Raw genomic sequence first — 12,507 nt, 5'->3', positions numbered from 1 at the left:
AGAGTGGACGAACGTGGTGTGCGCCGCGAGCGGGCGGCAGAGTGCGGGCCGCGCGGGGCCGGCCGCCGCGTACGGCGGACCGGCCGACGCCCCGGTGCGCGGCGGACGGCAAGGCCCGCGGACGCCCGGGGACCGCGCCTTCGTGCCCGCGGGACGGGCGGTGCCACCGTAACCACGCCGCCGCCCGGTCCGCGGGAGCACGCCGCGAAGTGGCCGAGGAGCGCGGGGTGCGGGGTGCGGAGGCCGGGTGGGGGCCGGGGACGACCCCTACGGGTTCCGGGGCGGGGCCGTGGGGCGCGCTCGCCGGCGCCGGCCCGCCGTCACGGGCGCGGTGTCCTCCGACGACGCACGGCGCCGCCGCCGCTCCGGGGCCCCGCCCGGACGCCCCCGCCCGGGGATCCCCTACGGCTCAGGGCCCGCCCCTCCGTCCGGAGGGGGGAGGCGGGCGCCGTCCCGTACAACTTCAGACGGACGGCGCTTCGGCACCTTGGGGCGATCCGCCGGGGGGTGGGCCGCTCCTAGCGTGGAGCCATGACCACGCCAGTGTGCACAGTCCCCGCGCAGCCCACCGCCAAGCGCCCGTCGTACCCGTCGTTCTCGTCGTACGTACGGGACCGCGGCCCGGTGCTGATGCGGGCGGCGCGGTCGCTCACCGACCCCAACGACGCGGAGGACCTGCTCCAGACCGCGCTGGCCAAGACGTTCGTCGCCTGGGACCGCATCGAGGACCACCGCGCGCTGGACGGCTACGTCCGCCGGGCGCTGCTCAACACCCGCACCTCGCAGTGGCGCAAGCGCAAGGTCGACGAGTTCGTCTGCGACGAACTGCCCGAGCCGGACCCGGTGCCCGCGCCCGACCCGGCCGAACTCCAGGGCCTGCGGGACGCGATGTGGCGCGCCATCATGCGGCTGCCGCCCCGCCAGCGCGCCATGGTCGTCCTGCGCTACTACGAGGACCTGAGCGAGGCGCAGACCGCCGAGGTCATGGAGGTCTCGGTCGGCACGGTCAAGAGCGCCGTCTCCCGCGCCCTGGCCAAACTCCGCGAGGACGAGGAACTGGCCCCGGCGCTCTTCGGGTGAGCGGGGGGCGGGGCCGGTGGCCTCCGGGAGCCGCGGCCCCGCACCGCGCGGACCGGCCGGAACGGGTCCGCGGGGCGGTGGGGGACGTGGCGGTGAGCGGCGCGGTGGGGCGCTACCCGCAGTCGCAGCAGCACCCGTCGCAGCAGCAGCCGTCACCGCAGCCGTCGCAGCAGCAGCCGTCGCCGCAGCCGTCGCACGCGGAGTGGCAGCAGCCCTCGTGCTTCTTCCGTGACCACGGGCCCTCGTAGCTGCTCGCGCAGCAGACCTGGCAGGAGCAGCACAGCCCGACGGCGACGACGCACCCGGCGAGCAGCCCGCGCGGCGGCTTCGGCGGCTCCGGCGGCCGGTGCGCGGACCCGCCGCCGTGGCCGTGCCCGCCGCCGTGCCCACCGCCGTTCCCGTGACCGTCGCCGCCCCATCCGCCGCCGTCGTGGCCGCCGTTCCCGCCGCCGTCCATCCCGCCGTCGTAGCGGCGCGGCGGGGGTGGCCCGGCGCCCGGTCGCGGCTGCTGCGCGCCGTTGAGGTGCTGCGGCCCGGCGGCGTACGGGTTGCCGCCGCCCGGCGTCCCCTGCGGGTTCCCGTACGGGGTCGGGCTCCCGTAAGGGGCCGGCTGTCCGTACGGGTTCGGGGCGCCGTGCGGGTGGTTGAGGCGGGGGGTGACGGCCGGGCCGGGGCGGTGGCCGCAGGAGGTGGTGCCGAAGGCGCGGTCGACCGAGCGGCGCAGTTCGTGGACGAGCAGGACGTGGGCGAGTTTCCCGTCGGCGAAGGTGACGTCGCGCAGGGCGAGGCGGATGCCGTGCAGCGCGTCGTCGCAGAGGCGGCGGGCCTCGGACAGGGACGCGCCGGTCGCGGTGAGCGGGTTCCAGGCGCCCTCGGCGGCGTCGGCGGCGCGGTCCTCCACGGCGTCGAGGAGGTGCGCGAGGCGGCCGAAGAGCCGTCCGGCCTCGGCGAGCGGGGCGGCGTTCTCCGGACGGGAGGCGAGTACCGCGGTGTGCGCGAAGGCCGCCGCCGTCGCCGTCTCGGTCGGCTCGGTGATCACCGTCAGCGGTGTGCCCGTACCGGCCAGTCGCTCGATGCCGACCTGCCGGTCGACCGCGTCGACGAGGACGGCGGTGTCGAAGCCGAGCCCGGCACCCGTACGGGCCCCCGCGCGGTCCCACCCGGCGGCGACCTTCCGCGCCGCGGCGGCCACCGGGCGGCGGCGCAGCAGCCCGTTCCGGTCCGCGACATGGTCACGGATCTTCGCCGACGCGAGGACCAGCGACACCGAGGCGGCCAGCCGCGCGCCCTCGCCCTTGGCCACCGACGCGGTCCGCATCCCGCGCAGCGGGCACGGGCCCGCGGTCCGCCGCCCGCCCGGCGCGGCACCGCGCTGCGCGTCGGTCAGTACGGACACGATCAGCCCGTCGTAGTTGGTGACGACCCGTGCGAACTGCCCGTGGTCGGCGCGGAGCGCCAGACACAACCCGCACAGATGCGCCATCCACTCCGCCTTCAGCCCTCCGGGCAGCCGATGGGCGCAGGGCCTGACGATCCCGAACATGTGGTGAACCCCCGTGTGACGACGCGTCCGCGGCCCACCGCCGGGCCGCGGCCGGAATCGTACCGAGCGGTCCCGGCCCGGTCCTTGTCCCGGGTCAGGGGCGGTCCGGTCCGGGGGCCGGTCCGGGGGCCGGGCCGTTGCCTGCCGTCGGGCCGGTGCCCGGAGCCGGGGCCCCGCCCGGAGCCGGCACCCCGCCCGGGGGCGGGGTGCCGTCCGGGGCCGGGGCTCCGCCCGCGTCCGGCCCCTCGCCCGCGGACTCACCGCCGCCCGCCCCCGTCCCGCCGCTCGGGTCCGGGTTCCCCTCGGCCTTCCCGCCGCCGTACTCGGCCAGCAGCCGGCCGATGGCGCGTTCGATACCGGCGAGCCGGTCGGCCGCGGCGGACGGCGCGGTGCCGTTGTCCGCGCGGAGTTCGCCTTCCACCTCGGCGAGTTGTCCGGCGATCCTGGCCAGCCACGCCGCCTGCGCCGGGCGGTCCGGGGGCGGGGTGCCGGCCGTGGCGCCGGGCGCGGGGCCCGTACGGGTGCCGGGGGCCGCTTCCGCAGGGGGCGGTGCGGGTTCCGTACGGGGTGCGGGGGCGGGGCCCGCAGGGGGCGGGGTGGTGGGGCGAGGGGTGGTGTCGGCGGTGAGAAGACGGCGCAACTGGGCCGACTGGTCGGCGAGTTGGCGGTTCTTGCGGTACAGCTCCAGGAAGACGTTGACCTTGGTGCGCAGCAGCCAGGGGTCGAAGGGTTTGACGAGGAAGTCGGCGGCGCCCACGGTGTAGCCGCGGTAGGCGTAGTTCGGGTCGACCTCCGCGCCGGTCAGCAGGATGACGGGGACGTCCTTGGTCTGGTCGAGCCCCTTGATGTTGGCGGTGGTCTCGAAGCCGTCCATGCCCGGCATCACCACATCGATCAGCACCACCGCGAACTCCTGCCGCAGCATCTCCTTCAGCGCCTCCTCCCCGGAGCGCGCGCGGACGATACGGGCGAGCGACCCGAGCACGGCTTCCAGCGCGGCGAGGTTCTCCTCCATGTCGTCGACGATGAGGAGGGCGGCGCCGTCCGCGGGCGCGCTCACGAGGACCGCCCCGCCTGCCCGGGACCGGCGCCGTCCGGTCCGGTGCCCCGCTCGTCCGGCTCCCCGGACCGGCCCTCCTGCCCGGGTGCCGCGCCGCCGTTCCCGCCCTCGGGGTCGAGGAGGCGGCAGATGGCGGCCAGCAGCCGGTCCACGTCGACGGGCTTGGGGATGTAGTCGTCGGCGCCCGTCTCCAGCGCGCGTTCCCGGTCGCCGGGCATGGCCTTCGCGGTGAGGGCGATGACCGGCAGTTTCGCGTAGCGCGGGGCCTTCCGCAGAGCCTGGATCATCTCGTAACCATCCATTTCCGGCATCATGATGTCCATCAGCACCAGGCAGACGTCGGGTGTCCGGTCCAGGACCTCCAGCCCCTCGCGGCCGTTCTCGGCGTACTTGACGTGGATCCCGGCCCGGCCCAGGACATGGGTCAGGGCGAAGACGTTGCGGATGTCGTCGTCGACGATGAGGATCCGCCGGCCGGACAGCACCCGGCCCGAGTGGCCCTTGAGCCAGTCGCCCAACCGGGTGGTCTCCGGCCAGCTGACCTCCGGACTGCCGACGGCCCAGGGATCCGCCCGCGGCGACGGCATGCCCGCACCCGCACCTGGCGCAGCCTGCTCCGCCCCGGGCCGTACGGGCTCCGGCCCCGTCCCACCGGGCGCGGTGCCGGACCCACCGGACCTACCGGCCGTCCCCGGCCCGCCGTCCGGCGCGCCCGCAGAGCCCCTCACCCCGCCCGCACCGTCCACCTCGCCGCGGCCTTCCGCGGCCCCGGGCCCACCGGCCCCGGCACCCGGCCCGGCACCGGCCGTCCCCGGCCCTGCCTCCGGCACCGTCCCCGGCGCCGCCGGTGCCGCCGTCATCCCGCCCGTCACCGCCGGGAGTTCGAGCGCCGCCGACGGGCCGGTGTGGTGCGCCGGTACGTAGAGGGTGAAGACGGAGCCGACGCCCGGTTCGCTCTCGGCGGTGATCCGGCCGCCGAGCAGTGTGGCCATGTCCCGGCTGATGGAGAGACCGAGTCCGGTGCCGCCGTACTTGCGGTTGGTGGTGCCGTCCGACTGCTGGAACGCCTCGAAGACCGCGCCGAGTTTGTGGGCGGGGATACCGATACCGGTGTCCTTGACGGCGAAGGCGAGGACCGGGCCCGGCGCGTCCGCCGGACCGGGGCCCGCGGCGTCCGGCGCGGCGACCGTGACGGACAGCTCGACACCGCCGGTCGAGGTGAACTTCAGCGCGTTGGAGAGCAGATTGCGCAGGATCTGCTGGAGGCGCTGCTCGTCGGAGTAGAGCGCGCGCGGCACGTCGTCCGCGACGGTGATGTCGAAGCTGAGATGCCGGTCGCGGGCGAGCGGCCGGAACGTCGCCCGTACGTAGTCGAGCAGCTTGATCAGCGGCAGTTCCTTGGGGTGGACGTCCATCCGCCCGGCCTCGATCTTCGCCAGGTCCAGGATGTCGTTGATCATCTGGAGCAGGTCGGAGCCGGAGCGGTGGATGGTGACCGCGAACTCCACCTCCTGCGGCGACAGCCGGCCCTCGGGGTTGTCGGCCAGCAGCCGCGCCATCACCAGCAGCGAGTTCAGCGGGGTGCGCAGCTCGTGCGACATGTTCGCCAGGAACTCCGACTTGTACTGCGAGGACGTCGCCAGCAGCGCCGCCTTCTCCTCCAGCTCCGCGTTGGTCAGCTGGAGTTCGTCGGAGCGGCGGCGCAGCTCCGCCGTCAGCCGCTGCGACTGCGACAGCAGCGACTCGGTGCGCGCGTTGGCGATGATGGTGTTGACGGAGACGCCGATGGTGGTCACGAACTGGTCGATGAAGGCCAGGTGGACATCGCTGAAGCGGCTGAACGACGCCAGCTCGATGACGCCGAGCACCTGGTCCTCGAAGAGCACCGGCAGGATGACGAGGCTGACCGGCGGCGCCGCGCCCAGCCCGGAGCTGATCGTGAGGTAGTCCGCCGGGACCGACTCCACCAGGATGCGTTTCTTCTCCGTCGCCGCCTGGGCGACCAGTCCGCCGGCGGGCGAGCCGCGCCCGGCCGGTTCGTGGCGGACCTCGGACCGCCCGGTGCCGTATCCGGCGATGAACTCCAGGCCCTCGCCCGGCTCGGCGCCCGCCTTCGCCAGGAAGAACGCCCCGAACTGCGCGTTCACCAGCGGGGTCAGCTCCCGCAGGATCAGATCGGCGACCTCGACGAGATCGCGGTGGCCCTGCATCAGCCCGGCGATCCGGGCGAGGTTGGACTCCAGCCAGTCCTTGGCGCGGGTGGTCTCGCGGAGGTTGGCGACCATCAGGTTGATGTTGTTCTTCAGCGCCGCGACCTCGCCCTGTGCCTCCACCGAGATCGACCCGGACATATCGCCCTGGGTGACGGCGGAGGCGACCTCCGCGATCGCCCGCACCTGCGTGGTGAGGTTCAGCGCCAGTTCGTTGACGCTGGTCGTCAGCTGTTTCCAGGTGCCGTAGACGCCCTCGACGCGCGCCTGGCCGCCGAGCCGTCCCTCACTGCCGACCTCGCGGGCCACCCGGGTCACCTCGGACGAGAACGACGACAGGGTGTCGACCATCGTGTTGATGGTGGTCTTCAGCTCCAGGATCTCGCCGCGCGCGTCCACGTCGATCTTCTTCGACAGATCGCCCTCGGCGACGGCGGTGGCGACCTGCGCGATGTTGCGGACCTGCGAGGTCAGGTTGGACGCCATGAAGTTGACGTTGTCGGTGAGCCCCTTCCACACGCCCGAGACGCCGTGCACCTCCGCCTGGCCGCCGAGCTGTCCCTCGGTGCCGACCTCGCGGGCGACGCGGGTGACCTCGTCGGCGAACGCCCGCAGCTGCTGCACCATCGTGTTGACGGTGTCCTTCAGCTCCAGGATCTCGCCGCGCGCGTCCACATCGATCTTCTTCGACAGATCGCCGTTGGCGACCGCCGTGGTGACCTGGGCGATGTTGCGGACCTGCGAGGTGAGGTTCAGCGCCATGGAGTTGACGTTGTCGGTGAGGTCCTTCCAGACCCCCGACGCGCCCCTGACCTGCGCCTGACCGCCCAGATTGCCTTCGGTGCCGACCTCGCGGGCGACGCGGGTGACCTCGTCGGCGAAGGCGGAGAGCTGGTCGACCATGGTGTTGATCGTGGACTTCAGCTCCAGGATCTCGCCCTTCGCCTCCACGGTGATCTTCTTGCCGAGGTCGCCCTCGGCGACGGCGGTGGCGACCTGCGCGATGTTGCGCACCTGCGTCGTCAGGTTGTCCGCCATGAAGTTGACGCTCTCCGTGAGGTCCTTCCACACCCCGGAGACGCCGCGGACCTGGGCGCGTCCGCCGAGCCGTCCTTCGGTGCCGACCTCGCGGGCGACGCGGGTGACCTCGTCGGCGAAGGCGGAGAGCTGGTCGACCATGGTGTTGATCGTCGACTTCAGCTCCAGGATCTCGCCCTGCGCGTCCACCACGATCTTCTGGCTCAGATCGCCGTTGGCGACCGCCGTGGTGACCTGCGCGATGCTGCGGACCTGCGACGTCAGGTTGGACGCCATGAAGTTGACGTTGTCGGTGAGGTCCTTCCACACCCCCGACGCGCCGCGGACCTGGGCGCGTCCGCCGAGCCGTCCTTCGGTGCCGACCTCGCGGGCGACGCGGGTGACCTCGTCGGCGAAGGCGGAGAGCTGATCGACCATGGTGTTGACGGTCAGCTTCAGCTCCAGCAGCTCCCCGGTCGCCTCGACGGTCACCTGCTGCGTCAGGTCGCCGCGCGCCACCGCCGTCGTCACCACCGCGATGTCCCGCACCTGCGCCGTCAGCCGCGACGCCATCGTGTTGACCGCCTCCGTCACCTGGAGCCAGTCCCCGGACAGCCCCTGCGGACTCGCCCGCCCGCCGAGCCGCCCCTCGGTGCCGACCTCCCGCGCGACCCGCTTCAACTCACCGGTGAACAGCGAGAGTTCATCGACCATGCGGTTGACGCCGCTGCCCAGCCGGCGCAGCTCGCCGCGGAGCCGGCGGCTGCCGTCGTGCAGATCGACGTGTTGCGTCAGATCGCCGTCCGCCACCGCCTCCAGCACCCGCGACACCTTCGCGACGGGGACGACCAGCGCGTCCAGCACGGTGTTGGCGGCCTCCACGTTCGCCGCCCAGCCGCCCTGTCCGGGCCCCGGCGCGATCCGCTCGTCCAGCCGGCCCTCCCGGACGATCTCGTGGCGTACGCGTTGCAGTTCGCCCGCCAGATGCGCGTTGCGGGCGACGATCCGGTGGAAGACCCCGGTGATCTCGGCGAGCACCCCGTCCGGCTCGCCCGCCACCCGCGCCGAGAAGTCCCCGTCGCACAGGGCCCGCATCGCGTCGAGCAGTGGCCGCAGCTCCCGTACGGAGATCCCGCCGGGCGTGGGGGACCCGTCGGGATCAGGGGCGTCCGGCCGTCCGGGTCCGGGCGGCGGGTGCGGTGTTCCGGGGCTCGGCGCTCCGGGCCGGGCGGCCGGACCGGAGCCTGAGGGGGGCGTGGCGGGCCCACGCCGGACCGGGTCGTGTGCCATGGCGCACTCTCCCCAAGCGATCCGCTGTGTACGGCCCGCCGACCGTCTCCGCACCGCCGGCGGACTGTCCAATTAGTCATATATGCCTTAGTTTAAGGGCAGGTAAATCGTTCTGCTCAGGCGTACGCAGGGGGCCGCCGTGGGACCGCTGTCCGCGCAGACGTCCGCGTCCGTGTCCCGCAAGGGCATCCCGGCGAACCAGCTCGCACCCGCCGCCGCCCGCCGCTTCGTCCGTGCCGCGCTCACCGGCCGCGCGTCCGGCACGGACGCGGTCACCGAGGAGCTGGTCGCCGACGCCACCCTCCTGACCAGCGAACTCGTCACCAACGCGGTGATGTACGCGGGCACCGACATCGACGTCGGCTGCCGTCTGGAACGCGGCGGTCACCGCCCGCCCGGCGCCGGACCCGAGGACCGCCCGGAAGGCGTCGGCGTGGTGATCGAGGTCGTCGACCGCCACCCGTCCCGCAGCCCGCGCGACCCCTCCACCGCCCCGGGCCCCGCCCCGCACGCCGAACCGGGCTACGGCCTCCAGCTGATCCGCGCCCTCTCGGAAGCCTGGGGCGTGACCTACCGCCGCTCCGAGAAGTCCGTCTGGTTCCGCCTGGAAAGCCCCGGCCCGGACGCCCAAGGCGCCCCGCCCGCCGCCTCCCGCCCCGACCTCGCCGGCCTGGTCACGGCCGCGGGGGTGGACGCGGTGGACGAGGACACGGCGCCGACGGCACCGGCACCGGCCCCGGACAGGACGGGGACGCACCCGCCGCCGCCCCGGGAGCACCCGCCGGACGGGACCGACGGCGCCCCCCGCGCGGACTGGGCCGATCTCGGCGGCCCCGCCCTCCTCGCCGAGACCAGCGAACTCCTCGCCGGCCAGCTCGACCAGGATCTCGTCACCGCGCTCGTCGCCCAGCTCCTCGTCCCCCGGCTCGCCGACTGGTGCGGTATCTGGCTCCGGGCCGAGCCCTCCGGCCTGCGCCTCTCCCGCGTCTGGCACGCCGACGAACGCCGCCTGGGACCGCTCCGCACCGAACTGGAACACGCGGCGCCCCCGACGACCGCGGCCCTGGCCCCCGCCACCGCCTGGCCCTGGCCGCAGAGCGCCGGCGGCGGCCCGGAGGGTGGCTCCGCGCTCGCCTTCCCCCTCGTCTTCCAAGGCCGTGACCAGGGCATCCTGCTGCTCGGCCGCAGCGGACTGCTGCGGATGGCCGACGGCGTCACCCGCACCGTCGACGCCGTCGCCCACCGTGTCGCCCAGGCCGTCGACACCGCCCGCCAGTACACCCGCCAGCGCGCCATCAGCCGCGCCCTCCAGCGGCGCCAGCTGCCCACCACCCTCGCCAGCATCACCGGCGTCGACACCGCCGTCGTCTACGAACCGCACGGCGAGGGCCTCACCGTCGGCGGCGACTTCTACGACATCTTCCCGCTGGCCGAGCGCCGCTGGTGCTTCCTCCTCGGTGACGTCCAGGGCAAGGACCCCGAGGCCATGTCGGTCACCGGCCTCGCCCGCCACCTCGTCCGGCTTCTCGCCCGCGAGGGCCACGGCGTCGAATCCGTCCTGGAACGCCTCAACCTCGCCATGGCCGAGGAGAGCGCGGAGGCCGTCGAGGCCGGCGGCGAGCAGGCCAGGCCGCGCTTCCTCAGCCTTCTGTGCGGCGAGCTGACCAGCGAACCGGGCGTGGCCGGCGCCCGCGGCTCGGTCGCCAGCGCCGGCCACCCGCTCCCGCTCCACCTGCGCACCGACGGCAGCGTCGTCCCCGTCTCCGAACCGCAGATGCTCCTCGGCATCGACGAGGGCGCCGAGTTCAGCGCCAGCCCGTTCACCCTCGCCCCCGGCGAGGCGCTGGTGTGCGTCACCGACGGCGTCACCGAACGCCGGTGCGGCAGCTGGCAGCTGGACGACAACGACGGCCTCGCCGCCATCCTCCGCGACGGCTGGGGCCTGGGCGCCAACGCCCTCGCCGAACACGTCCGCCGCGCCGCCCACGACTTCGGCCCCGGCCCCGTCGAGGACGACCTCTCCGTCCTCGTCCTCCAGGCGGTCCCCCCGGCGGCCCGCGCCCGGGGCAGCGGCTGACGGCCAAAAGCCGGGCCCGCCAGGGGTACGGCCGCGGGCCCCTACTTCCTGACCCGGTAGCGCAGATGGGTGACGCCCGCGCCCTCCACCACCGCCACCGGCCCCTCGAACCGCACCGGCACCCCGGCGAGTTCACCGAAGAGCTTGGTGCCGCCGCCCAGGACCACCGGCACCAGCGCGATCCGGACCTCGTCCAGCAGCCCCGCCTCCAGGCACTGCCGGGCCATCTGCCCGCCGTTCACCACGACGTCCTTCTCCCCGGCCAGCTGCTGTGCCGCGGCCACCGCCGCCTCGATGCCGCCGGTGACGAAGACGAAGTTCCCGTCGTCTGCGGGCCGGTCGTCCGGACGCCGGTGGGTCAGGACGACCGTGGGCACCCCCATCGGATGGCGCCCGCCCCAGCCGTCCGTCAGGTCGTACAGGTGCCGCCCGACGACGAGCGCGCCCGCCTGCCCCCACTCCCGCCGGAGCAGCGCGGCGTCGGCCGCCGAGACGTGGAACGGCGGTACGGCGGGACTGGCCGTCGGGATCTCGACGTCGCCGTCGCCGTACCACCGGAACAGCAGGTCGAAGCCGCTTTCCCCGGGCCCGGCGATACAGCCGTCCAGGGACATGGTGGTGATGCCGGTGGTGACCTTGCCCATCGGAAGTCTCCTTCGCCGTTCGTGCCGGCGCCGGTCGGCATTCGCACGACCGACGGCACCACCCTGCCCCGGACCGGTCCGCGCAACCGGGCACGGCGCACCCGGCCGCCGCGTCCCGGTACGCCGCCGCCCCACGCCCGTCAGCGCCCGAACTTCGCCCTGGCCGCCGCCGTCACCGGCGTGAAGAGGTTGACGAGGTTCCCGTCCGGGTCGCGGAAGAGCAGCGACCGGTTCCCCCACGGCAGCGTCGCCGGCTCCGCCACGACATCGGTCAGGAAGCCGGACAGCTCCTCGTACACCCGGTCCACGTCGTCGACGAGAAGCTCGGTGATCACGCTGCGGTTCTCCGCCGGGCGCGCCGAACCCGGCGCGAACAGCGGGACGGTACGGGTCCCGCCGATCGCGAGCGTCACGCCCCCGATCCGCAGCTCGGCGAAGTCCTCGGTGGCCCACGCGGCGCGCGCCCCCGTGACGCGCTCGTAGAACGCGACCAGGCGCGCCACATCCCCGGTGATGATGCGGATCGAAACGAAGTCCACCAGATCTCCTCGGCGGTGCTGAAGGCCCTGAAGGGGCCGGTGGCCCTGAAGGCGCTGACGGCCCTGAAGGCGCTGTGCGGAAGGTGTGCACGCCGGAGGCTAGGAGAGACAGCGGACAGAATCTGTCCGCTTTCCGGGGAGGCGCCCGGGGACCGGCGCCGGGGGCGACGCCCGGACCGGCCGCCGCCCGGCCCGCCGCACCGCGCCCGGCGCCCCCCTGGCACCCTGTGCGGATGACCGCCCCCGCACGCACCACGGCAGAGATCTCCGCGTACTACCGCGCGCTCGACGAGGGAGCCGCCGTACGGCACCACTTCCGCCACGCGGACGAGGACGGCGGCCTCTGGTACTTCGAGGCGGTCCCCGACGGCGGCGCGTTGGCCGTCGTCAAACAGGCCGAACTCACCCCCGGCGGGGACCGTCACCGCTACGCCTGGCACCACCTGGAAGACGCCCACGGCTTCCTCACCGACCAGCCGATCACCCCCGACGACCCGGTGGAGCCGATCACGGCCGAGGAGTTCCACCGCGTGTGGACCGGCTGACCCGCGCCGCGCGGAGCCGCCCGGCGGCCCCGCCCCGGGCGGCCCCCTACCGCGACCGTCCCAACGCGCGCCGGCACGCCTCCTCCAGCGCCTCTTTGGTCTCCTCGTCCGCGTCCGCGAGGAGTTCCGCGTCCAGCTCCGCCACGAGGTCCCGCGCCCTGGCGAGCAGCGCCCGGCCCTCGTCGGTCAGCTCCAGCCGGGCGCGGTGCCCCTGCCCCTGAAGGGTGCGCTCCACCGCGCCCCGCTCCTCCAGCAGGAGAACGGTGGCGCGCATGCTCTGACTGGTGACACCGGCCCGGCGGGCGAGATCGCTGTACGACAGGTCGGCGTCGCGCGAGAGATGCCCGAGCGCGCTGAACAGCCGTACCGACAGACCGATGTCGCCGAGCCGCTCCTCCATCCGCTCCTGTAGCCGCCGACCTGCGGCGATGACCAGGATGACGGTCGACAGTGCACCCTCCGGCGCCTTGCTCACCTGAGACTCCCTACCGGGGGCTCACGC

9 protein-coding genes are annotated in these 12,507 nt (G+C 74.4%); 3 read left to right on the top strand and 6 right to left on the bottom strand.

Going from position 1 to position 12,507, the window contains the following annotated elements; genetic code table 11:
* Positions 1 to 531 precede the first annotated feature (531 nt).
* Positions 532 to 1,080, top strand: coding sequence for a SigE family RNA polymerase sigma factor (locus ACZ4M8_RS18660; protein WP_467608594.1), 549 nt, complete (start codon positions 532 to 534; stop codon positions 1,078 to 1,080).
* Positions 1,081 to 1,192: 112 nt separating this feature from the next.
* Here the strand turns inward: ACZ4M8_RS18660 and ACZ4M8_RS18655 are convergent, their stop codons facing one another.
* From ACZ4M8_RS18655 to ACZ4M8_RS18645, 3 genes are all read right to left on the bottom strand, one after another.
* A complete protein-coding gene (locus ACZ4M8_RS18655) occupies positions 1,193 to 2,623 on the bottom strand; it encodes a DUF5685 family protein (RefSeq protein WP_467608592.1) in 1,431 nt (476 codons plus the stop codon).
* Positions 2,624 to 2,717: 94 nt separating this feature from the next.
* Positions 2,718 to 3,683 (bottom strand): response regulator, encoded by a 966-nt coding sequence (locus tag ACZ4M8_RS18650; protein WP_467608589.1) that lies wholly within the window; start codon positions 3,681 to 3,683, stop codon positions 2,718 to 2,720.
* Positions 3,680 to 8,200, bottom strand: coding sequence for a HAMP domain-containing protein (locus ACZ4M8_RS18645; protein WP_467608586.1), 4,521 nt, complete (start codon positions 8,198 to 8,200; stop codon positions 3,680 to 3,682). Before ACZ4M8_RS18645 ends, ACZ4M8_RS18650 begins: the two co-directional genes overlap by 4 nt.
* Positions 8,201 to 8,339: 139 nt before the next feature.
* Here ACZ4M8_RS18645 and ACZ4M8_RS18640 point away from each other — a divergent pair, with 139 nt between their 5' ends.
* Complete coding sequence (locus ACZ4M8_RS18640) at positions 8,340 to 10,277, top strand: SpoIIE family protein phosphatase (RefSeq protein WP_467608584.1); 1,938 nt, start codon at positions 8,340 to 8,342, stop codon at positions 10,275 to 10,277.
* Between the two features lie 41 nt (positions 10,278 to 10,318).
* Here the strand turns inward: ACZ4M8_RS18640 and ACZ4M8_RS18635 are convergent, their stop codons facing one another.
* Both ACZ4M8_RS18635 and ACZ4M8_RS18630 read right to left on the bottom strand, forming a co-directional pair.
* Entirely contained in the window at positions 10,319 to 10,921 is a 603-nt protein-coding gene (locus ACZ4M8_RS18635) for a dihydrofolate reductase family protein (RefSeq protein WP_467608581.1), read from the bottom strand.
* Positions 10,922 to 11,061: 140 nt separating this feature from the next.
* Positions 11,062 to 11,460 carry a VOC family protein gene (locus ACZ4M8_RS18630; RefSeq protein WP_467608579.1) on the bottom strand — a complete coding sequence of 133 codons (399 nt, stop codon included), beginning with the start codon at positions 11,458 to 11,460 and terminating at the stop codon, positions 11,062 to 11,064.
* Between the two features lie 233 nt (positions 11,461 to 11,693).
* On the opposite strand from ACZ4M8_RS18630, the gene ACZ4M8_RS18625 reads away from it, so the two are divergent.
* Entirely contained in the window at positions 11,694 to 12,005 is a 312-nt protein-coding gene (locus tag ACZ4M8_RS18625; RefSeq protein ID WP_467608576.1) for a hypothetical protein, read from the top strand.
* Positions 12,006 to 12,051: 46 nt separating this feature from the next.
* Here the strand turns inward: ACZ4M8_RS18625 and ACZ4M8_RS18620 are convergent, their stop codons facing one another.
* A complete protein-coding gene (locus ACZ4M8_RS18620; RefSeq protein ID WP_467608574.1) occupies positions 12,052 to 12,480 on the bottom strand; it encodes a MarR family winged helix-turn-helix transcriptional regulator in 429 nt (142 codons plus the stop codon).
* Positions 12,481 to 12,507: the final 27 nt, after the last annotated feature.

It is taken from the genome of Streptomyces sp. NPDC027185 (assembly GCF_055567035.1).
This window is presented reverse-complemented; position numbering and strand designations above follow the sequence as displayed.

What these genes read in the sequence shown, in the direction of transcription:
- ACZ4M8_RS18655 (WP_467608592.1), bottom strand. Translation starts at nt 2,623, where the DNA reads ATGTTCGGGATCGTCAGGCCCTGCGCCCATCGGCTGCCCGGAGGGCTG.
- ACZ4M8_RS18660 (WP_467608594.1), top strand. Translation starts at nt 532, where the DNA reads ATGACCACGCCAGTGTGCACAGTCCCCGCGCAGCCCACCGCCAAGCGC.
- ACZ4M8_RS18625 (WP_467608576.1), top strand. Translation starts at nt 11,694, where the DNA reads ATGACCGCCCCCGCACGCACCACGGCAGAGATCTCCGCGTACTACCGC.
- ACZ4M8_RS18635 (WP_467608581.1), bottom strand. Translation starts at nt 10,921, where the DNA reads ATGGGCAAGGTCACCACCGGCATCACCACCATGTCCCTGGACGGCTGT.
- ACZ4M8_RS18645 (WP_467608586.1), bottom strand. Translation starts at nt 8,200, where the DNA reads ATGGCACACGACCCGGTCCGGCGTGGGCCCGCCACGCCCCCCTCAGGC.